The organism is Gordonia terrae, assembly GCF_051789125.1.
In the GTDB taxonomy this organism is placed as follows: Bacteria; Actinomycetota; Actinomycetes; order Mycobacteriales; family Mycobacteriaceae; genus Gordonia; species Gordonia terrae_A.
Map to the genome: position 1 here is coordinate 773,973 of NZ_CP196526.1, position 21,469 is coordinate 795,441.

17 protein-coding genes are annotated in these 21,469 nt (G+C 63.8%); 1 reads left to right on the plus strand and 16 read right to left on the minus strand.

The window, feature by feature from the left end; all coding sequences use genetic code 11:
- Positions 1-41 precede the first annotated feature (41 nt).
- Entirely contained in the window at positions 42-1,832 is a 1,791-nt protein-coding gene (locus ACSUZC_RS03530) for an FAD-dependent monooxygenase (RefSeq protein WP_439031544.1), read from the plus strand.
- On the opposite strand, the gene ACSUZC_RS03535 is transcribed toward ACSUZC_RS03530, so the two are convergent.
- The 16 genes from ACSUZC_RS03535 to ACSUZC_RS03610 form a co-directional block, all read right to left on the minus strand.
- Positions 1,812-4,124: an ATP-binding protein gene (locus ACSUZC_RS03535; RefSeq protein ID WP_439031545.1), complete on the minus strand. Its 2,313-nt coding sequence runs from the start codon at positions 4,122-4,124 to the stop codon at positions 1,812-1,814. The genes ACSUZC_RS03530 and ACSUZC_RS03535 overlap by 21 nt on opposite strands.
- A gap of 315 nt (positions 4,125-4,439) precedes the next feature.
- Positions 4,440-5,204 carry an SDR family NAD(P)-dependent oxidoreductase gene (locus ACSUZC_RS03540; protein ID WP_439031546.1) on the minus strand — a complete coding sequence of 255 codons (765 nt, stop codon included), beginning with the start codon at positions 5,202-5,204 and terminating at the stop codon, positions 4,440-4,442.
- A 145-nt stretch (positions 5,205-5,349) separates the two neighbouring features.
- Entirely contained in the window at positions 5,350-6,630 is a 1,281-nt protein-coding gene (locus tag ACSUZC_RS03545) for an NAD(P)/FAD-dependent oxidoreductase (RefSeq protein WP_439031547.1), read from the minus strand.
- A 1-nt stretch (position 6,631) separates the two neighbouring features.
- The gene (locus ACSUZC_RS03550) at positions 6,632-6,955 is read right to left on the minus strand and encodes a 2Fe-2S iron-sulfur cluster-binding protein (RefSeq protein ID WP_439031548.1); all 324 of its coding nucleotides are present in this window, start codon (positions 6,953-6,955) and stop codon (positions 6,632-6,634) included.
- Positions 6,956-7,000: 45 nt separating this feature from the next.
- On the minus strand, positions 7,001-8,398 hold the full coding sequence (locus ACSUZC_RS03555) for a Rieske 2Fe-2S domain-containing protein (protein WP_439031549.1): 1,398 nt from the start codon (positions 8,396-8,398) through the stop codon (positions 7,001-7,003).
- Between the two features lie 1,042 nt (positions 8,399-9,440).
- Positions 9,441-10,283, minus strand: coding sequence for an alpha/beta fold hydrolase (locus ACSUZC_RS03560; protein ID WP_439031550.1), 843 nt, complete (start codon positions 10,281-10,283; stop codon positions 9,441-9,443).
- Positions 10,280-11,206, minus strand: coding sequence for a bifunctional methylenetetrahydrofolate dehydrogenase/methenyltetrahydrofolate cyclohydrolase FolD (folD, locus tag ACSUZC_RS03565; RefSeq protein WP_439031551.1), 927 nt, complete (start codon positions 11,204-11,206; stop codon positions 10,280-10,282). Before folD ends, ACSUZC_RS03560 begins: the two co-directional genes overlap by 4 nt.
- A gap of 12 nt (positions 11,207-11,218) precedes the next feature.
- Positions 11,219-12,133: a formyltetrahydrofolate deformylase gene (gene purU / locus ACSUZC_RS03570; RefSeq protein ID WP_439031552.1), complete on the minus strand. Its 915-nt coding sequence runs from the start codon at positions 12,131-12,133 to the stop codon at positions 11,219-11,221.
- A gap of 416 nt (positions 12,134-12,549) precedes the next feature.
- Positions 12,550-13,377: an IclR family transcriptional regulator domain-containing protein gene (locus ACSUZC_RS03575; protein WP_439031553.1), complete on the minus strand. Its 828-nt coding sequence runs from the start codon at positions 13,375-13,377 to the stop codon at positions 12,550-12,552.
- A gap of 112 nt (positions 13,378-13,489) precedes the next feature.
- Positions 13,490-14,353 carry a dioxygenase gene (locus tag ACSUZC_RS03580; protein WP_439031554.1) on the minus strand — a complete coding sequence of 288 codons (864 nt, stop codon included), beginning with the start codon at positions 14,351-14,353 and terminating at the stop codon, positions 13,490-13,492.
- A gap of 24 nt (positions 14,354-14,377) precedes the next feature.
- On the minus strand, positions 14,378-15,190 hold the full coding sequence (locus ACSUZC_RS03585) for a citryl-CoA lyase (RefSeq protein ID WP_439031555.1): 813 nt from the start codon (positions 15,188-15,190) through the stop codon (positions 14,378-14,380).
- Complete coding sequence (locus tag ACSUZC_RS03590) at positions 15,187-16,374, minus strand: CaiB/BaiF CoA transferase family protein (protein ID WP_439031556.1); 1,188 nt, start codon at positions 16,372-16,374, stop codon at positions 15,187-15,189. Before ACSUZC_RS03590 ends, ACSUZC_RS03585 begins: the two co-directional genes overlap by 4 nt.
- Before the next feature lie 243 nt (positions 16,375-16,617).
- Entirely contained in the window at positions 16,618-17,898 is a 1,281-nt protein-coding gene (locus tag ACSUZC_RS03595; protein WP_439031557.1) for a hypothetical protein, read from the minus strand.
- Between the two features lie 559 nt (positions 17,899-18,457).
- Entirely contained in the window at positions 18,458-19,489 is a 1,032-nt protein-coding gene (dmpG, locus tag ACSUZC_RS03600) for a 4-hydroxy-2-oxovalerate aldolase (RefSeq protein ID WP_439031558.1), read from the minus strand.
- The gene (locus tag ACSUZC_RS03605; protein WP_439031559.1) at positions 19,486-20,463 is read right to left on the minus strand and encodes an acetaldehyde dehydrogenase (acetylating); all 978 of its coding nucleotides are present in this window, start codon (positions 20,461-20,463) and stop codon (positions 19,486-19,488) included. The genes dmpG and ACSUZC_RS03605 overlap by 4 nt, the downstream gene beginning before the upstream one ends.
- The gene (locus ACSUZC_RS03610; protein ID WP_439031560.1) at positions 20,460-21,281 is read right to left on the minus strand and encodes a 2-keto-4-pentenoate hydratase; all 822 of its coding nucleotides are present in this window, start codon (positions 21,279-21,281) and stop codon (positions 20,460-20,462) included. The genes ACSUZC_RS03605 and ACSUZC_RS03610 overlap by 4 nt, the downstream gene beginning before the upstream one ends.
- Between the last annotated feature and the right edge of the window lie 188 nt (positions 21,282-21,469).

Consider the following 21,469-nt stretch of genomic DNA (forward strand, 5'->3'; position numbering starts at 1 on the left):
CAGATGTCATTTCAGCTCCGCCGAGGTCTGAGCACGCCCGCGTGTTGATCGTCGGCTCCGGACCGGCGGGGCTGACTTCCGCACTCGCCCTGGCGCGGATGGGGATTCCGAGCGTCGTGATCACCCGTTATGCCGGTCTGGCACACACGCCGCGTGCGCACATCACCAACCAGCGGACTCTGGAGATACTGGCCGATCTCGGCGTGATCGATGATGTCGAGGAACGGGCTGTGCCATTGGCTGAAGCGCCGTTCAGCTTGTTCGCATTGACGCTCTCCGGCCCGGAGGCAGCACGGGTACCGGCCTGGGGTGCCGGACTGGAGGATCAGCGGCGCTACCGCGCGGCCAGCAGGCACCTGCCGCTGAACGTTCCCCAGAACGTGTTGGAACCGATTCTTGCTGACGCCGCACTCCAAACCGGACTCGTCGATCTGCGGTACCAGAACGAGTTCCTGCGTCTCACGCAGAACGGCGACGGTGTCGACGTCAGCGTCCTGGAACGCACGTCCGGTCAGGAGTACATCGTCCGCGCCGAGTACGTCATCGGCGCCGACGGAGCCAACAGCCGGGTGCTAGAGCAGATCGGACTCTCCGTCAGCGGCGAACTGGACCTCCTACGCACCGTGTATGCCTGGGTCGAGGTGGACCTCGCGCAGTACTTCTCCTACCGGCCGGCGTGGTGCATGTGGCCGATCGATTTCGAGTTCTGCAGTTTCACCATGGTCGCGCCGTGGAACGAGTGGGTGTGCGGATGGGTTGACCCCGCTGGACGTGTCCCCACGGACGCCGAAGTGATCGAGAAGGTCCGCTCCTCGATAGGAGATCCGACCGTCGAGGTCAAGGTCAAGAACGTGAGCACGTGGTCGGTGAACCATGCGGCAGCCCCGCGGTACTCTGCGGGACGGGTGTTCTGCATGGGCGACGCAGTACATCGGCACCCACCGACGAATGGGTTGGGAAGCAACACGTCGATTGCCGATGCCTACAACCTCGCGTGGAAGCTCCAATTGGTCCTCACTGGGGTCGCCGGCGCGGCGTTGCTGGAAACCTACTCCGATGAGCGTGCACCGGTGGGCCGCCGGGCCGTCGATCGAGCGTATCAGTCTGTCACGGAGGTGTTTTCGCTCGGCACAGCCATTGGGTTGAAGCCGGAGATGACCAGTGAACAGAAGCAACAGGTCGTCGCCGGAATCGATGCCGATTCACCGGAGGGCAAGCAGGCCCGGGCCGCAGTTGCGGAGTTCCGGAAACTGATGGACTTCAATTTCAATGCGCATGGCGTCGAGCTGGGTTATCGCTACGACGATCCGAACGCCACGGACACCACCAGCCACGACGTCGAACCGCTCGACCCTGGCACGGTGGACGATCTGATTTACGTGCCCTCCACGGCGCCGGGCGAACACCTTCCGCACGCATGGGTGGAGCGGAATCGGCGCCGCGTGTCGACCGTCGATCTGGTCGGCGGCGGTCAGTTCACGTTGATCACCGGTCGCGGGGGTGCGGGATGGTTGCCCGCCCTGGACCGGGTACAGGCGTTGTACGGCCTACCCGTGGTCGCCCGCTTCATCGGCGCGAGCCATGGCTACCGGGACCCGCTGGGCGAGTGGGCACAACGGTGTGCAATCGAGGAGGACGGGTGCCTTCTGGTCCGACCCGACGGACACATCGCCTGGCGCGCGATGAGCGGACCGGATCCCGATGCACTGGTCGCAGCGGTCGGTCGGGCACTCGCCATCGGGAAATCCGCGGCCCGGCGTCTCGGCCTGGCGCGCTCTCAGCCGGCTGATCCAGCAGCCGAGGGCGCGACCTCAGGGGCTGTGATGGAGTAATTCGTTCACCCACACCGCAATCTGGGATCGTGATCGAAACTCCAACTTCAGCAGGATGCTGGCGACATGGGACTCGGCGGTGCGGTGCGAAATGACCAACCGCTCGGCGATCTGACTGTTGGTCAAACCCTCGGCCACTAACCTCGCCACTTCGAACTGGCGTCTGGACAGCGGGTGCGCGTCCGCCCCCGGGACCGCCGGGCCCCGGGGGCGGACGACGTCCTCGCGCAACGCCTCGGCGGCTAATCGCAGCACGGCAGCGTCATCGAGGTCTCCACCCGCCGCGGCAAGACTTCCGTAACGGTCATCGCCGAGCAGCCGGCGACAGTCCGCTTCGGTCTGCCGGGTCATTCGCCTGGTTGTGTCGCGCGTCAACGGGAGTTGGCGGACGTTCCACATCCGGCCGACCGCACCGAGAAGTGTTGCGGCATGCTCGTTCTTACCCAATCCCGAGGCTACGTAGGCGGTGGCCGCGACTGAGCAGGCGGACAAGGAGGCCCCCGGGAAACACTGAAACAGCGCGATGGACTCGGCGAGTTCTGCACGCGGAGCAACCAGATCAGCGACATGTCGTTGCTTCAGAACACCTGCGATCCATTTCGCATTCGCCTTCATGAGGTGCGATTTGTGCGCGTCTGCTGTCTCCTCGAGTCTGGTGCAGAATGACGCTGACTGGGCATCGTCGTTCAAATCCAGGGCGACTGTGGCGCCCACCAGCAGAGCATGCATGCGGGTATGCGGATCTTCGTCGAACTGGGCACGCTCTGCCGCCGCCTCAGCGAACGCGATCGCTCCGGCGTTGTCGTTGGCAGCCCTAGCCATCAAAGCGTCGCCCAGCATGAATTGTCCTGCTAGCGCGGTATACTCGGGTGTGCCTTCCCACTGCAGAATCGCCTCGGCCACGCGGCCTGCCGAGGCGGAATCACCGAGCAAACACTCCAGGATTTTCAGTAGCGACTGGATCTGCAGGAGGTGGGTCTTCGACAGCGAGCACTGCTCCAGAAGGATTTGTGCCCAGCGCATTCCTTCCCGCGTGGCACCAGCGGTGTGAAACCAGTACGGCTGCAGTGCGGTGACGACGTCGACAGCCCGGGTCTGGTCGCCCTCGGTCATCAAAAACTGCAACGCGGTGCGAATGTTCGCCATCTCTCTGCGAATCATTCGAAACCAGTACAGATCTCCGAGTTCGGCTTCCTCGGGCGCGCCCGAAGACACTATGCCCCGGTAATAGTCGGCGTGCGCGCGACGGATACGGGTCCTGTCGTCGCAGCGCTCCAGACGTTCCGCGCCATACTGTCGAATCACCTCGAGGAGGTGATAACGGTCCTGCCCCGGCTCCGAGGCTCCGGCGCGGCTCACGATCGACTTGTCCACCAGTCCTTCCAGCAGGTCGAGGATGTCGGCGTCGGCGTCGAGCACGTAACAAGCAGCGTCGATGGTGAACCCTCCGGTGAACACCGATAGCCTCTCCCAGGCGCGTCGCTCGGAAGTCGAGCACAGCTCATGGCTCCAATCGAGAGTCGCGCGCATAGTCTGCTGCCGGCGTGGACGCGTCCGACCTCCGCGAACCAACAGCGACAGCACGTCATCGAGGCGCGACAGCATCTCGTCCACCGACACTGCACGTAACCGTACGGCCGCGAGTTCCAGAGCCAGTGGCATCCCATCCAGCCGACGGCATAGTTCGGCAACCTGCGGACGGTTCTGCGAGTTGACCTCGAAATCCGGCCTTACCAGGCGTGCACGGTCGACGAACATCGCCACGGCGTCGGACCGCATCACCTCGTCGGGCTCGTCGGACTCGGGCAGCGACAGCGGCGCGATCTCGACCACGAGTTCTCCCGTGACCGCGAGTACTTCGCGGCTGGTGACCATAACGCTCACCCGAGGCGCGCCGGCTATCAGGCCCCCCACTAGGTCGGCTGCCTCACCGATCACGTGCTCACAATTGTCAAGGACGAGCAGAAGTTCGCGGTTCGCTACGCTCCCCACGATGGCAAGGCCCACATCCAGGGAGTCGTCGCGTAAGCCGAGCGCATCCGCGACGGCGCGGTTGACCGCGCCCGGGCCCCGCACACCTGCGAGCTCCACAAGGACTGCACCGTCCCGGAACTCACCGACGACTGCCTGCGCGACCTCCAACGCGAGGCGCGTCTTGCCCATCCCGCCGAGGCCGGTGAGCGTCACCAGGCGATGCTCCGCGAGGAAGGTCTGCAGAGCTTGCACTTCGACACCACGGCCGACAAATCGATCCGCGGCGCCGGGAAGGCCGTCGCGTGAGCAGAGCGTCATGAGAGCGACCGCCGGGCTGCCGAATGCACGTTATTTGCATACAACCGAAACACCTCGTTGATCGTCGAACACCATCGGCGGCGCGTTGTAAGGGCAAATCCGCACACACGGGACCACGGGCGCATAGCGTCTAGCTCCCAAACGCCACGTTACCGCTCCGGCCTTTCACGACCGAGTGATATCGGACCACGGACGCAGCCCAACCTTGCCACCGCCCCGTTCCGGACGGACAAGCCGTGCCTGCGCGGCGGCTCCAGAGTCAGAGGGGAAGGCATCGCCTTCGATCCAGCGTCGTGCGGACACGACCCGCTCACCTCACAGGTGCCGGGTGATGCCGCCATCGGCCGTGACGAACTGCCCCGTCACCATCGCCGATTCGTCGCCGGTGAGGAAAAGGACAGGCCCCACGACGTCCTCAACGGACGGTACGCGAGCGATTGCCTGCTGCGCCCACATGGCCTCGACGGCATCCTTCGGGATCCTTCCGTCGAGGACCTGCGCGTCGAGTGCAGGTGTCATGGTCAAACCGGGTGACACTGCATTCACCGTGATGCCGTGCCGGCCGAGTTCGCCGGCCATCCCTAGAGTCAGTCCCAAGAGCCCGGCCTTACTCGACATGTAGGGGACCTTGTCCGGCATCGTGGTGTATATCGACGACGAGGCGACGTTGACGATCCGACCCCACCCGCGCTCGATCATGCCGGGCACCGTAGCGCTCAACAGCATGAACGGCGCATCCAGGTTCACCGACATGACACGCCGCCATTCTTCGAGCGTGACGTCGGTGAAGGGGATCGAATTCGACACAGCAGCATTGTTGACCACGATGTCGACGTCGCCGAGACGGTCGCGGGTCTCGGCCACGGCGCGTTCGACCCCTTCGCGGTCGGTCAGATCCACTGGCACCGCGATCGCCTCGCCACCCCCGTCTTTGACCTTCTGGACGGTCTCATCGCCTTCGATGACATCGAGTATCGCTACCCGCGCCCCTCGCCGCGCCAGGCCCAGAGCCACCGCTTGGCCGATACCGCGCGCCGCGCCGGTGACTATCGCCACCCGCTGGTTGGTTCTTTTTTCCACTTTCCCTCCTCAGACCGCTATGCGACCGTGTTCCGTAGCGTGTGTACACCCCGCAACTCCCGCAGAGCCGCAAGTCTGCCGGCCCGCGGTGGCCCGGAGAGCCTCGCGGTCGTGTCGATCGACGCCGGTAGATTGATGTGCGAGGTCACGCGATGTGGGCCGCTCGATCAGCCGGCACGGACGGTGGCTTGTGACCCTTGGCGGTTACCGCTCGAAGATCACCGTTCGCCTCGACGAGTTCCGAGCGCGTGACCCGGATGCGTTGTGCGAGAATTTTTTTACCTATCAGATGGTCGGCGGGACTGTTGATCGACTCGACGCGGACGAGAACGTCGTCGTGGTCGAAGCATGCAACTGCCAGTTTCGAGCCATGGGTGGTGGGCAGCGAAAGCGTGGTTCCTGAGCCGCTCTGAAGCCCTACCATCTGCAGCTTCATGTCGGCTTGATCGCTCCAGAACCACGGAACATCGGTGGACGGAGCCCAGGTATCGGTCGCAAGGCCCGTGGCCAAGGCTTTCGCCTGGGACTTGGCGTTCTGGATGGACTCCAACCGAACAGATCTCCCCTCTGCAAATATGTTGGGGGACCTCGCGCAATCTCCCACGGCAGAGATGTGCGGGTCGGACGTTCGCAGAAACCGGTCGACGACGATGCCGTCATCGACGGACAAGCCTGCACTCGCGGCGAGCCCGGTCACCGGTTCGGCGCCTATCCCGACCACGACCAGATCCGCCGGGATGCGCTGTCCCGTGGTGAGGTGAACTCCGGTGACGCCGTCCCCGGAGGCTTCGATCGCTGCCACACCACTGTCGAAGACGAACTCGATGCCGCGCTGGCGATGCGAAGCCAGGAGGTGCGCAGAGGTTATCGGCGATATCGCCCGGTTGAGTACCCTCGGACCGGCCTGGACAACAGTCACCGCCCGCCCGGATTCAGCGACAGTTGAGGCGATTTCGAGACCGATGAACCCTCCGCCGATCACGACGACGGCATTCGCCGTCCCGAGGGACTCCTTGAGTCGGTCGGCGTCGGCGAGCGTGCGAATGGCGAGCACCGAAGGTGATCGGGCACCCGGCACATCCAGCCAACGGCTCCGAGCCCCGAGCGCCAAGACCAGATGGTCATAGCGGATGGCCTCACCGGATGACACTTGCACTGTGCGGTCGTGCCTATTGATCCTGGTCAACGCATCCCCGCACCGCAACTCGATGGCGTTGCGAGCGTAAAACTCAGCAGACCGGAGCCATAGGCCCGAGTCGTCCGAGTCGCCACCCAGATAACCCTTGGACAGCGGTGGACGCTGGTAGGGCGGAATGCCCTCGTCACCGAGGAGTACCAAGTGTCCGTCGAATCCGGCACTGCGCAACGACGCGGCGGTCTGGCAGCCGGCCTCGCCGGCGCCGGCGACGACGATCCTGGATATCATCTCACTGCTCCGCGGGCAACTGGACCACGGCCCCGTCGAGATCGGAGGTCACAATGATCTGGCAACTCAAACGACTCTCTGGTGTGCGGGGCGATTCCGTGAACTCGAGCATGTCGTCTTCGTCCGCCGCGGGCGGGCCCACCCGTTCGACATCGACAGCGCTGACGTACACGTGGCAAGTCGCGCACGCCAGCGTGCCGTTGCACTCTGCCGTGATCCCGGCGATGCCGTTGTCCAGAGCTGCTTGCATGAGACTGTTGCCTTCTTCCGCGTCGACGGCGACGGTCTCACCTCCGTCCGGCGTTACGAACAGGACCTTGGCCACGATGTCGAACCTCCTTGGGTGATCGGTAGAGCTGATGCGGGCGACTCAGGAACGGTGTTCCTCATCGGTGTAGAAGACTTCGGATTCTTCCGGCCTCGGGCGCGTCCGGAATCCGAGCTTCTTCGGTTGAATGGCCCTCGCATGTTTGTCAACCATCTTGCGCCACAGGAGAACACCGCCACCGTCCGCTGCGAACAGCCGCTCGCGACTCAACCAGTCCTCGTTGGCGTATGCGTGATGGATCTCCTCGCGGCCGAAGACGTCGGCATTGTTGAAGCCGATGACGTTTGCATCCTTGACCGAGAAGACCAAGGGGCCATACTCATCCATCCGGGCGTGGAAGTCTGCCTCGTCTTCGTCGTTCTTCACCAGGCCTGCGTAGAGGATCGTGTACATGTGGTGATCTTCATCGATGGGCACGTACCACTCAAAATGCGCGAGATCCATTCGCGGGAAACCGAATCCGCCCATGAAGAAGCCGGGCAGCCAGCAACCGGTGGCTGTGGTCGAAGAGATCTCCATGATCTCCTCGATGTACTTGACATCGGTTGGGCTCATCGGCTCGCCCTTCGCCATCGCCTCGACCATGGCAGGCGGGACTGTCGCGGCGATCTCCTGGTCCTCGATCATGACCCGCCAGGTCATGTTCCCGATACCGGCGGCGCCGGCAGGCACCTCGACCCCCTTTGGATGGCCGTCTTCTTCGCGAAGAATGCGGTCCTGGGGTCGATCCCACATGCCAAGAGGCACGGCGATGTCGCCTCTCGTGACCAGATCGGCGTCGTGGTGCAGCCAGATGTGGGGGTCGTCGAACCCGTTCTCGGCTGCGGTTCGCCAGTTGCCGTTGATCTTGATTCGAACGAGTGGCCGCCACGCGAGTTTGAAATCTCCGTCGATCTCCGAGCGCCGCATCAGCGGAGGGAGGTCGTGCTCGATCGGCTCCGGCTCGCCGTCGCCGATGTAAACGAACACGGTGCTTGCCAACTCACGAACTTTGTAGGTCGGAATCGACACCCGATTGACCAGCTTGCTCTCTGGGTGGGACAAGATCTGAACGACCTTGCCGTCTCGGACATCGAACGTGAACCCGTGCAGCCAACAGGTGACGGTGTTCTTGGAATGGCACTCCGGCCGGGCGGACAGCGGGACGCCGCGGTGGATGCACCTGTCTTCGATGGCGTACACCTCGCCGTCGACTCGCTTGAACATGATGCGCTCACCGCAGATGGTCTCCGCGCGGGTCTCTCCGTCCTCAAGTTCGTTGCTGAAAAATGCTGGGTACCAGTAATTCCGGAGGCCCATGACGGCTTCCTCGTACCGAGGCCAGGCCCTGCGCCTACCATTGTCGGCGGTCGTCTCCTCTTTGGCTTCGGCGAGCGCCCTGTCAGCGTCCTGGCCAGGATCATGCGGAATGTTGGCAGTGAACTCTTCGGTATACGTCATGGTCAAAGCCTCAGTTCGGTAGATGGCGCGAGATACTCGCGATGCGTACTCGCTTCTGTCACGGACCGGATCGGCCGGTGAACAAAGCTGATGTGTTCGGGGCTGGCGGGGTCGGGGCCCGCACAGACGTCAAGCTAGCGCGGAAGTGGTGTGGGCCACATCCGTGGAACTACTGATACCGGTACGGATTGCTGGTGGGCCGAGAAGCACGCCGGGCCTCGGTTCGTGCGTGCATGGCAGGGCCTACGACCCCAATATGGAGGGAACGGACGTCGGGGTGCTGGCCCGGATCGACCTGAATCTTGTGGTCCGGCTTTCTTTACTCCTAAAGGAGCGCAGCGTGATACGGGCAGCCGACCACCTTCCGCGCGGTGGTTCAGCGACGTCCTGGGATCGCCGTCCTTCAATCCGTCTACGTCACATCCACGTTTCCGTATCGCGCCACCGCGACGACCATTGCGGTGGTGTTGCCGCCGCTGCTCGAGAAGACCGCGACAAGCGCTCCCGCGGTGTCCATCCAAGTCCTGCCGCTGGCGTCGCGGTCCGACTTGGTCGGAGACCGAGGTCGTGCTTCTTCCGGACACCTTCGGCGCCCCGTTGCCCAGGGAACATCGGTACGACGGCCAGTAGGTAGTGGTCACCTCGGCTGTGGGCAAGAGTCCAGGTGACATGACCATCGACAGGCTGAGCAGTGATTCCCGTATCGTGTTGGAGCTGGACGGTCAGAACGTCGCACCGTACGCGGACACGGATGCCCTCAGGATCAGCCGGCGAGTTCTGGTCTGTATGGAGAACATGTTTGCGGCGGTTCCGTTCCTGGTGGCCGAGTCCGAAGCGTTGGCTCTGATCCAGACTTTGAATCGCCCGCATGTTCGCGCGGTTCGGTATGCTGCACATCCACCCGCTCGCCATCAAGGCGGCCAAGCTCGGCGTCGACATGGGTGCAATCCGAGAGCTGTGGATGATGTTGGGCGTGTGTGGCTCCGTGAGGAGTTGCTGGCCGCGGTTGCCGACTCTTATGCGTAGCCGGTCCGCGCGCGAGTCATGTCTTAGAGGCCGTGACGAATTGTCGGACTACCGAATTGAATTCGTCCGCGTGCTCGATTTGGGCCCAGTGCCCGCAGCGGTTGATCAACAGCAATCGTGAATCGGGAGCCATCGAGACCAGACGGAGGCTGTTCTCGAACGGCACCACCCGGTCGTCTCGACCATGGATGGCAAGCACGGGCATGAGCAGTTCGGTCAGCTTCGCGCTGAGGGTCGCATACTCGCGCACACCGGGCGGGCCATGGTTGGTCAGGAACTCGTTCAGGTGCTCGGGCCGTTCGAGAGCCGCAGCGGATCGCTCTCGGGCCAGTGCGTCGGTGGCAAAGGCAGGGTCGTAGCACATGATCTGAACCAGCCGCTTGATGTTCTGAGGGCTCGGGTCCTGATAGCCCTCGACCAGCACCCTGATGCCCTCCGTCGGTCCGTTTCCCGGCGAGTGGACGTTGGGACCTGGGCAGGTGGCGCCCATGGTCACGATGCTGCTCACGCGGTCGGGGTGGGCGGCCGCGGTGCGTAGCGCTGTCATGGCCCCCATCGAGTTACCGATCAGCGTGGCGGTCGCGATACCGAGGGTATCGAGCAGGGCCACCACGGTTTGGACCGGGTCGCCGGCAGCTGCGACCGAATCGCTTGCGCCCCAACCTGGCATGTCCGGTACCACTACCCGGAAGTCTTTCGACAACTGCTCGTAGTTGGGCGAGAAGTTGCTCATACCAGTAGCCCCTGGGCCCGCACCGTGCAGCAGCACCAGTGCGTGCCCATGCCCTCGCTCGTGTACGAAGACATTGGCCCCACCGATGTCGATCAGCTTCCCGGTGTTTCCGACGCTGGTTGTCATTTCATCTCCTCATTCGGGTGTGGCACGGCCGCCCGGCCGGTCAAGCGGTTCAAGACCGGACCTTCCTCGGGTGCCTGCTGTCTGACGGCAGCAGTCAGGGTGTTGGACAACAGCATGGCGATGGTCATCGGGCCCACTCCACCCGGAACCGGGGTGAGGTGACCAGCCAGGTCGATGACCGACTGGGCATCGACGTCGCCGACCAGTCCCTCCTTTCCGCGGTGGATGCCGACGTCGATGACCGCGGCCCCTGGTTTGACCGCATCCGCTCCGATGAGGCCCGGGATCCCCGCGGCCACCACCAGGACGTCAGCGCGTCGGCATACCGCCACCAGATCTATTGTGCGAGAATGACAGACAGTGACGGTGGCGTTGCGCTCTAGTAAGAGATGGGCCATGGGCTTGCCGACGAGGCTCGATCGGCCGACCACGACCGCCTCGGCCCCCTCCAACTCGATGCCGTAGTGGTCGAGCAGCATCATGACACCGGACGGAGTGCACGGCCGCAGTCCGCTCGACACGCCTTGTGCCAGATATCCCGCGTTGACCGGCGTCAACCCGTCGACATCCTTGCGATGCGGGATCATCGACAACAGCTCGTGGGACCGTATGTAGGGCGGAGTGGGCAACTGCAGCAGGATGCCGGATACCAGGGGATCGGCGGCGAGTTCGTCGATCAACGCGGCTGCCTGCGCGTGATCGGTGTTCTCCGGTAGGTGTCGGTGTAGATCCGTCATCCCCGCGGCAACGCAGGCTCGGCGTTTGTTGCGCACGTAGACCTCGGATGCGGGATCGTTGCCGATCAGTACCGTGGCCAGGCCCGGTGCATTTCCGCCCCCGTCGCTCAGTTCTGCCACCCCGGCAGCGACCTCGGCTCGCACCTTGGCGGCTACCTGCTTGCCGTCGATCACAATGGCTGACAACGATTTTCCTTTCTAGAAGACGATCGTTGTGCGACCCTGTCGAGCCACTCGGTCTTCGAGGTGCCAACGCACAGCTCTGGAGAGCACGGAGCGTTCCACATCGGCCCCCAGACGCACCAGGTCGGCGGTGCTGTGCCGGTGATCAACTCGGACCACATCCTGCTCGATGATCGGACCCTCGTCGAGGTCTGCGGTCACGTAGTGCGCGGTGGCTCCAATCAGCTTGACTCCACGCTCTTTGGCCTTGCGGTACGGGCCGGCGCCGATGAACGCCGGAAGAAACGAGTGATGAATGTTGATCAGCGGGCACTGCACCGATTCGAGAAACTCAGGGGTGATGATCTGCATATACCGCGCCAGTACAACCAGATCGACGTTCCCCGTCAGGAGTTCGAGGAGCCGAGCTTCTGCCTCTGGCCTGTTGTCCCTGGTGGCGGGAACATGGAAGAACGGCACACCGAAGGGCCGGACATCATCGGACAGGTCGGGGTGATTAGAGATGACCATCACGACATTCATGTCCAGTTCACCGCGGCGGTTGCGCCACAACAGGTCCAGTAAACAGTGGTCGGTCCTCGACGCCATGATGGCCACTCGTTTGGGGGAGGAGGACACCCTGAGCTGAAAATCCATGTTGAAGCGGCCGGCCACCTCTGCGGCGAACTGTGCCCTCAGGTCTTCCACGGACGCGGCGATGCCGGGGAGGTGAAACTCGGTGCGTTGAAAATACTCGCCGCCGTCAACTGCTGTCGAAACCTGGTCGAGAGTAACGATGTTGGCACCGACGGTCGCTAGGAAGCCGCCTACGGCCGCCACCAGACCGGGACGGTCCCTGCATTTGATCAGCAGCCGAGCGAGATCGGTGCGGTTGGCATATGCGGCACCGGCATGTGTAGAGATCGGTGGGGCAACGGCAGCAGATTTCATTGAACACTTTCGGGGTAGATGATGGTTTCGCGCGACAGATCACTCACCTAATGAACGACCGGAACGCTGATCCAGCGACCGTCTTTCCCGGAGCTGCTGTTGTCGTGCGAATCGTCGTACGAGGGCAGGCTCCAGCCCGACGTGAGGTGCCGCACGGAGCGGACCGCACCGTGCTGGCGTCTGCGGGGAAGCCCTCTCTGGTGGTCCAGACTCAGATGTAGACACGTTCCGACCTGTGGACTTTTCCGAATGATATGGCGGATCCGCGCGGCCGAGAAGGAAGGTGTGGCCACTGAGTGGCAAGTGGCCTGCTTCCTCGTCGCAGACCTGCGCGCCACCAGGACACGGCCGACGTCGAAACAATGGCCTGGAACAGGTCGCCGTCGGCCTCGGACGGTTCAGCACGGCTCGAGGTCTCAACCGGCATCGTGGGGGCGTGGATGATGCCGTCGAACCACGTGGATGGGCCGGTCCTGCCATGCCGCCCACTCGGTTGTCGTGGCCTCGGCGGCGGCGAGCAAGCGCGGTAGATGGTCGCCGGTGAGGGTCTCGATCGACGTTTCTGTTGCATGGACGGTGACGTTCATGGCGGCTCGCACGTGATTGCGGTTGTCGCGGACCGGGGCGGCAATCGACCGAACCCCTGGCGCGAGGTCTTGATCGGCCAGTGCCCAACCACGTTCGCGAGTCTGCGCCAGCAGCTCGCTCACCACTAGGTCTGTGTAAGTGGGGTTGGGTAAGCCAGAGCGCGTTGGCTCGGCAAGCGCCGCGCGTACCTCGTCGGGGTTCATGTCGGCGAGGAGGACGCGACCCTGCGACGTGACCATTGCCGGAAAGCGGGTACCGATGTCGACGCGTAACGCAATCAGCTTGGGCACCGCGACGCGGGCGATGTAGACGATGTCGGATCCGTCGAGTTGGGCCATGGAGCTCGATTCGCCGGTGTGGAGTACGAGGTCCTCCATATGCGGGCGCGCGATGTCCGACAGGTTGAGCGCGCCGATAAAGGCCATGCCGAGTTCGAGCACCCGCGGGGTGAGTGCGTAGCCACCCGCGCCGGGCCTAACATATCCGAGCTCGACAAGTGTCAGCAGTATTCTCCGGGCCGTCGGACGGGCCAGGTCGGCTTTCTTCGCGACCTCGCTCAGTGACAGTGCCGGTGTGTCTGCACTGAATACCCTGAGCACATTCAAGCCGCGTGCCAGCGCATCGATGAAGTCGGGCCCGGTCCCGCGCTCAGCCACCACGTTCCTCCAAGCCGGTTCTCATGCAGACTCCCGATGAGGATGCGCGCGCATTGGCGCTCGCTCGGGCTCGCTCCGCCCGTTGATGTTTCGTGGACGTGCCGGACCGCCGTCACTTCGCCCGTTGGAGGACGAAGTCATGGTGGGCCACGAGAAATGGGCGGTCGAGGTGGGTCCCGTCGGGAGCCTTGCCAGCGCTGTGTGGGGAGAACTCCACGATGAGTTCGTCTTTGACGCCGAAGACGACGTCGGTGTCGAGGTAGTCGGTGCCATGTTGGAACAGATGTGTGATGAGTTTGCGGTGGCCGGGCTCGTCGAACATGAAGTGGATGTGGGCCGGGCGGTACTCGCTGATATCGGTGTTGCGCATCAGCATCCCGACCGGACCGTCCATGGGGATGGTGTAGCCGAGGGGCGCGATGGTGCGAACGCAGTAGGTTCCATCGTCGGTGGCGGCGTACTTAGCGCGTAGTCGCGCCTCGTCGATGTCGGGGATCTGTGCCTCGTAGGTGCCGGTGGCGTCGGCTTGCCAGACGTCGAGGATGGCACCGGGAATGGGTGTGCCCTCGGTGTCGATCACTCTGCCGGTGACGAACAAAGGGGTCCCTTCGATGCCGTCGGACATGTCGAATCCGTAAGGGGCCGGGGGTGACCCGTCTATGTGGAACGGCCCGAGGACGGTGGCGGGGGTGGCAGTGTCATCGAATCGGTTGTTGAGCTGCACGACGAGCATGCTGAGTCCGACGACGTCGGAGGCCAGGATGAACTCCTGGCGCTTGTCATCGCTGATCTGTCCGACCTCGGTGAGCCACTCGATCGCGGTCACCCATTCATCGCTTGTGAGTTCGACCTCGCGGGCGTAGTCGTGGATGTGGCGCACGAGCGTGGTCATCAGTTCGGCCATGCGTGGGCTGTGAGAGGTGGCCCAGCGTTCGAGGGCGAGGTCGGTGATGTTCTCTTCTGAGACGAAGGCCATGGCAGGCTCCTCCGGGCTGGTGTGTCAGGTAATCGGGCTGCTGGGGTCGACGTACACGGCGTTGCGGTCGACGCTCATGTAGATGTCGTTGGCAATGGGGTTGCGGCGTTCTTCGGCCAACTGGCCGAGAAGGCCGGCGCAGCGCGCCAGGAGCGCGAAACCGCGGAGCAGCTCGACGGGCAGGCCGAGGTCGGCAAGTGCTGCGCCGCAGACACCCGCGCCGTTGAGGGGGAGCTTCCGGCCGACTCCGCGTTCACTCATCCGCCCGATCGCTTCGAACAGCTGCAGGTGTGGGCCGCGGAGTCCTTCTTGGGCGGCGATGCCGATGAGGACCGGGGTGCGGGGGTCACCGTCCTTGTGGTTGGGGTGGCCGAGGCCGGGGACGTGTTTGCCGAGGTTCTTCTGGACGGCGATGGCGTCCAGAGCCATCTGATCCCATTCTTCGTCGGTGGTGGGTAGCGCACCGTCGTGGCGTTGCAATATGGCGTGGAGAAACTGGCCGCAATCCTCGGTGACACCGAGGAAACGGGATCCGCCACCGAGTAGGCCGGCGGCAATGGCTCCCTGCAGGGAGTCGGGCGCGCTGAGGTAGGTGACGCGGGCGGCGATGGCGGTGGGGGTGAACCCGTGGTCGGCCAGCGCGACGAGCACCGATTCGAACACTCGGAGTTCCCCGGGGCTGGGACGACGCATGGCGACCAACCAGAAGGCGAGCTCACCGAAGCTGACCTTGCCCATCAGGTCACCGGTGAGGTCGTGTCCGAGCAGGTTGATCTCGTGTCGGCTGGAGGTGCCGAGGGAGGTCGGGTATTGCGGTGTGGTGTCGGGGGTGGTCATGCGGGTGCTCCAGGGGATGCGGTGGCAGCCAACCAGGACCGGATCTCGGCTGTGTCCTGTCCGAGTTCGGGCGGGGCGAGGTCGTAGCGGGGGGTGAGGGTGGAGAAGCTGATGGGGTTGCGCACGCCGGGCACGGTGTTGCCCTCGGGACCGACCTGGACGATCGGTTGCAGGCCGAGCTTCTCGGCGTAGTGCACACCTTCGGCGATGGTGTTGATCGGTCCGTTGGGTACGCCGACCTCGTTGAGCTTGTCGAACCAGTGTGCCGCAGGTCGGGTTGTGAGCCGATCGATCAGCAACGGGCGCAACTCGTCGCGCCGTTCGGTACGGTCGGCATTAGTGGCAAAGCGCACGTCGTCGGCGAGTTCGGGGACGCCGAGGACCTCGACGAGTTTGCGGAACTGGTTGTCGTTGCCCGCGGTGATGATCAGGTCGCTGTCGGCGGTGGGTAGCGGTTCGTAGGGGAACAGGCTCGGGTGTGCATTGCCCATTCGGGTGGGAGTGACTCCACCGGCGACGTAGGCCGACGTCTGGTTGACCAGACCGCTCATGGCCGAGGCGAGCAGGCTGGTCTCGATACCCTGTCCCTGACCAGTGTTTTCACGGTGGCGCAGCGCGGCGAGGATCGCGATCGTCGAATGCAGCCCGGCCATGACGTCGAAGACGCTGATCCCGGCGCGGTAGGCGGGTCCGTCGGGATCGCCGGTCAGGCTCATCAGCCCGGACATTGCCTGCACGATGAGATCGTAGCCGGGCAGGCCGGCGCCTTCGGCGCTGCCGAACCCGCTGATCGAGCAGTAGATGACGTTGCCGTTGCGCTCGCGCACGGACTCGTAATCCAGGCCGAAGCGAGCGAGGCCACCGGGTTTGAAGTTTTCGATGACCACATCGGCTCGGGCGGTCAATACCTGGGCGACGGCCAGATCGTCGTCGTCCCTGAAGTCGAGCACGATCGACTTCTTGTTGCGGTTGATCGCAGCGTAGTAGGTCGACACCCCGTCGGGTCGCTTCGGTGGGACCCAGCTGCGGGTGTCGTCACCTGCAGGACTCTCCACTTTGATGACGGTGGCGCCCATGTCGGCCAGTAGCATGGTGGCGTACGGGCCGGCGAGGACCCGCGAAAAGTCGGCAATGACAACCCCTTCGAGGGGGAGGGCGCCCGAGATTGCAGAATTGTTGTCCACGTGGTCTCCTGTCGGTCGCGGACTGCGACCGGTGTCGAATGTCGTTGCACGAGTGACCGTCAATTAGACTTTCGCACTGCAACTCTCGCTCGCGCTGTCGTGCGCGTCATGGTGTGCACCAGCGCATCGGGCGGCACGCAGAGGTTCGGCATGCCGCCTCGCGCGGGGCTCGTCTGATCAGGTGGAGGTCACTCGACGTGCGAACGCCTCCACGGCCGGCGGTTCGAGCCGTGGCCGGTCCTACTAGGTCGCGAGTTCCCGGAGGTCGGTTCGTCGCGAGCTGTCGTCGAGATACGGGGCGCCGGCCACAGTTGCGCGGATCAGTTTTTGGCGCCGGCCGGGTTCACCCCACAACACCTCGACCTGCTCGCCGATGTTCACCCCGACATCGACCACGGCCAAGGAGAGCATCTCGCGGAAGTAGTAGCTGTACCCCCGTGATGTGGCGATACCCACCTGCTCACCGTCCTGCAGCACCGTGTCGTTCCACGCGTAACCGCGTTGGTCTCGTGGCATCTCCATGTAGCGGTACGGTTCTCCGGGTTCGTACAGCGATGCTTGGACGTCTGCGACGTCGTCGGCGTCCCAGCGAAGCGTTCGTATCGTACGCCGCGGATTGGCCTTCTCGACCTGCAGAGCGGACTTGCCGACGAAATCGTGATCGAAGTTCACGACTCTGCCCCAACCCAGTTCGATCGGGCTTCGATAGTAATCGCTGAGATCATCGGACTCGAAGCTGCCGGCGATGTTGAAGGTCCGCGACGCCGGCGGTAGCGACGCCATGAAGTGCTCCCGATAGTCGGACATATCGTCACCGAATATGGCGGGAAGGTAGTCGACGATGATCGTCGGAAAGCACGCTTCGAGGTGATTGATGAAGACACTGCGACCACCGAGCTCGCGAATCCCATGAGGTCGTCCGGCGTCGATGAGGGCCTCGCGAACATCGTCGATGTGTTCACGCGGGCCCTGGAACTCGAAACCGATTCCGCCGGCCATGCCCTGACGCAGCGCGCGAACTTCGTGACCGGCAACCGTGACCGGGATCGAGCGCATGAACCTGACATCTTTCAGGTCCTGGCCGGTGGCTGCCTCCGCCGTCGCCAATGCCGTGGGCCCGGACACTTGAAGAACAAAAAGGTCCAGTTCCTCGGAATGGACATCGAGCTTGGGGTTCTCGTGCTTCTCGGTGGCGAGATAGTGGTCCATCAAGAAAGAGCCGCGTCCAAATAGGATGAATCGGTCTTCGCCAACACGACTGAAGATTCCTTCGTGGATTACCTTGCCGTCCTCGTTGGTGTGGATCGCGTGCTTCGACTGGCCTGTCTCGAACTTGGCGAAGCTGTTCACGGTATACCGAGAGAAGAACTCCAACACCTGACTTCCGGTGTACTGGCGTTCCCACATGAAGGACCAGTCGCCGATGTAGCAATTTGTCTTCCAGGACATCGACTCGTCCTGCCAGTCGGTGTACTCGGGCTCCCCCCATCGGGAGGTGAAGTGACCCGCGGGCGTCGTTCTCATGTCAATGGGTCGCACCGTCCATGTCCTTCCGTTCGGTTGTGCCCCGATGGCGAGCGCGGAACGCGACTTGGTCGCCGCAGTCCGATAGATGATCGCGAATGGCTACGTGGGATGAATGGTGCCGGCGGTCGCATCAGCTGGCCTCGAGAGGTGTCCGCCTGGCGGACATCCGTCCGTGGGCGTGTGGACAGTCTGTCTCCATTCGAGGTCCATGTCAAGAGTAGAGGCGGGTCGAATCATATTGCCGCGCAACGTTATGGGTGCGTGACATTGTGCGACGCTGCACCGCTCTCGCAACGGTACTGGTTGTGCGAGTAGTGTTCTCGTCGCGGGATGGGCGTCGACGAGTGACCATTCCGGGGTGCCGGCTCAGATTCTCTCTGCGACAGCACGATGCCGGCGCGTACGTTCTACAACACCCCGTTGCAGGTGTGCCCCGAACCGCGTCGGGGGGTTACTTCACCTCGGCGGATTCCCCGGCCCAGGACGACGATCGGGTCGTCGACGGGCTCCGACGGCTGCCGATCCGGAGTGCGGGTGACGATCGTCGATCGGCGCGTCAGGCAGTGGAGTCGGCGGAGCGGACAGCCTGGAGATCCAGCGCGATGTCGACGATGAGATCTTCCTGGCCACCGACGAGGCCGCGACGTCCGACCTCTAGGAGGATCTCCCGTACGTCGAGGCCGTAGCGCAGGGCGGCGGTCTCGGCGTGCCGTAGGAATGACGAATAGACACCGGCATAGCCGAGGGTGAGGGTTTCGCGGTCCACCCTGACCGGGCGGTCCTGGAGTGGCCGGACGATGTCGTCGGCGGCATCTTGGAGCGCGAACAGGTCGGCGTTGTGCTTCCAGTCGTAGAGATCGGCGACGGCGATGAACGGTTCGATGGGGCAGTTGCCCGCGCCCGCGCCATGTCCGGCGAGGGAGGCATCCACACGTACAGCGCCGGCTTCGACGGCGACGACCGAGTTTGCTACGGAGAGCGACAGATTCTCGTGCGCGTGAATGCCGATCTCGGTGGAGTCGTCCAAGGTGTCGCGGTAGGCCTGTACCCGATCGCGCACACCGTCCATGGTCAGTCGGCCGCCTGAGTCTGTGACGTACACGCAGTGCGCACCGTAGCTCTCCATCAGCTTCGCCTGCTCGGCGAGGACCGGTGCAGAGGTCATATGACTCATCATCAGGAAGCCGGAGACGTCCATGCCCATCTCTCGCGCGGTGGAGATGTGCTGAGCGGCGACGTCGGCTTCGCTGCAGTGGGTGGCGACCCGTACCGACCTGACACCGAGTTCGTAAGCGTGCCGAAGATCGTTGATGGTGCCGATGCCGGGCAGCAGCAGTGTGGTCAGGCGAGCATGCTTGATGTTCGCTGCGGCAGCTTCGAGCCATTTCCAGTCGGTGTTGCTTCCCGGGCCGTAGTTGAGGCTCCCACCGGACAGGCCGTCACCGTGCGCGACCTCGATGGCATCAACACCGGCGGCGTCGAGAGCAGCGACGATCCGACCCACCGATTCAGGCGAGATCCGATGACGGACTGCGTGCATCCCGTCACGCAGTGTGACGTCTTGGATGAAGAGCTGTGTGGCGTTCATCGGGCCCTCGTTCCGGAGAGAGATGTTGGGGCGGCCGCGCTGTCCGCGAATCGCACTGCAGCCGATGTCATGATGTCCAGGTTCCCCGCGTAGGCAGGTAGGTAATGGGCGGCGCCCTCGACCTCGAGGAAGACGCTGACCTGATGAGTGGGAACCGTCTGTGAAGAGTCGGCAAGTAGCGTGTGCACCGGCTGATCCGACGGGATCTCGGTGATCTGTACCGCCTGCTTGAGGCGATAACCGGGTACGTATCCCGCGACTTCGGCGATCATCGCCTCGACCGATTCCCGGATCGCCTGTCTCACGGTCTCGTCCGGTGCGTCCACGAGGCACAACACGGTGTCACGCATGATCAGGGGCGGCTCGGCCGGGTTCAGGACGATGATCGCCTTTCCGCGCTGAGCTCCGCCGACACTCGTGATGGCGTGTGAGGTGGTCTCGGTGAATTCGTCGATGTTCGCTCGGGTGCCCGGGCCGGCAGATCTCGAGGCGATGGAGGCAACGATCTCGGCGTAGGGAACCGTCGCGACCCGGGCGACCGCTGCCACGATCGGGATCGTCGCCTGGCCGCCGCAGGTGACCATGTTGACGTTGGGTGCGTCGACGTGCTCGTTGAGATTGACAGCCGGGACCACGAACGGGCCGACAGCGGCGGGCGTGAGGTCGATCATTCGCTTTCCGAGTGGCGCGAGGACCTCGTTGTTTCTCGCGTGCGCACTGGCGGACGTGGCGTCGAAGACGATGTCGATTTCGTCGAACCCGGGGAGCTCGAGCAGGCCCTGTACCCCGTCGGAGGTGGTGGGTACGCCCAATCTCGCTGCGCGGGCCAGGCCGTCGGAAGCTGGATCGATGCCGACCATCGCTCCCATTTCGAGATGTTTTGCGTGTCGCAGCACCTTGATCATCAGATCGGTACCGATGTTGCCGGAGCCGATGATCGCGACCCGGGTCTTGGGGAGGCTCATGGTGGTCATTCCTTCACGAAGGTGGCTGATACGGACCCGAGGCCCGATATCTCGGAGCGGACGGTGCATGGCCCGGTGACGGGAGCCATCGGGCCCAGCGCGCCGGAGAGAATGACTTGGCCGGCGAGTAGTGGCTGACCGTACCGGCGAGCTGTGCGAGCGAGCCACACCAGCGCATTCAGCGGATCGCCTAGGCAGGCGTCACCGGTACCCGTCGACACCTCCCGGTCGTCGATCCAGGTCCGCATCGTCGTCTCGACCGGGGAGAACTCGTCGAGCGATATGCGATCGGTGCCGAGCACGTAGAGTCCGCTGGAGGCGTTGTCGGCAACGGTGTCTCCGAATGTGATGTCCCAGTCCGCGATTCGGCTGTCGACGATCTCGATTGCTGCGACTGCGTAGGCGACGGCCGCAGCGGCGGCCTCGACGTCGAGTGATTCGTCGTCGAGGTCGGACCCGAGGATGAACGCAATCTCGGCTTCGATCTTAGGTTGCAGCAGCCGCGACAGTGGGACCTCATCGCGGTCGGAGTAACCCATGTCGTCGAAGAGGACGCCGAAGTCGGGCTGGTCCACGCCGAGTTGTCTCTGAACGGCCGGCGAGGTCAGCCCGATCTTGCGCCCGATGATCGTGGCGCCTGCCGCGAGGCGCTCGTTTACGATCCGATATTGGACGGTGTATGCGCTCGCCAGGTCATCCGAACCGATCAGATCCCGGACAGGTTGTGCTGGTACGCGGGACATTTCAGCAAGCAATAGGCGTGCTGCGGCGGCCGAGACCGCGTCCTCGGACGCGTGCGCATCGCGTAGGTGGAAGGGGCTACTCATGTTCGATCCCAGCGTCGATGTCTGCCCGGTCTACTGATCCGGTCGCACCACCATCGCGCCCGAACGTCCAGCTGGCCAGTATTGCGTTCGGTTCAGCCGAACCTCGCATACGATGGAGCCGTGACAGGTCAGCGGGACCCGGCGCCAACCCCAGGATCGTCGCCCGACAGTCCGGATTTCGATGTATC

Coding starts and splice junctions, on each gene's coding strand:
- ACSUZC_RS03535 (WP_439031545.1), bottom strand. CDS start 4,124: ATGACGCTCTGCTCACGCGACGGCCTTCCCGGCGCCGCGGATCGATTT.
- ACSUZC_RS03545 (WP_439031547.1), bottom strand. CDS start 6,630: ATGATATCCAGGATCGTCGTCGCCGGCGCCGGCGAGGCCGGCTGCCAG.
- ACSUZC_RS03555 (WP_439031549.1), bottom strand. CDS start 8,398: ATGACGTATACCGAAGAGTTCACTGCCAACATTCCGCATGATCCTGGC.
- ACSUZC_RS03560 (WP_439031550.1), bottom strand. CDS start 10,283: ATGACAACCAGCGTCGGAAACACCGGGAAGCTGATCGACATCGGTGGG.
- purU (WP_439031552.1), bottom strand. CDS start 12,133: ATGAAATCTGCTGCCGTTGCCCCACCGATCTCTACACATGCCGGTGCC.
- ACSUZC_RS03580 (WP_439031554.1), bottom strand. CDS start 14,353: ATGGCCTTCGTCTCAGAAGAGAACATCACCGACCTCGCCCTCGAACGC.
- ACSUZC_RS03585 (WP_439031555.1), bottom strand. CDS start 15,190: ATGACCACCCCCGACACCACACCGCAATACCCGACCTCCCTCGGCACC.
- ACSUZC_RS03595 (WP_439031557.1), bottom strand. CDS start 17,898: ATGAGAACGACGCCCGCGGGTCACTTCACCTCCCGATGGGGGGAGCCC.
- dmpG (WP_439031558.1), bottom strand. CDS start 19,489: ATGAACGCCACACAGCTCTTCATCCAAGACGTCACACTGCGTGACGGG.
- ACSUZC_RS03605 (WP_439031559.1), bottom strand. CDS start 20,463: ATGACCACCATGAGCCTCCCCAAGACCCGGGTCGCGATCATCGGCTCC.
- ACSUZC_RS03610 (WP_439031560.1), bottom strand. CDS start 21,281: ATGAGTAGCCCCTTCCACCTACGCGATGCGCACGCGTCCGAGGACGCG.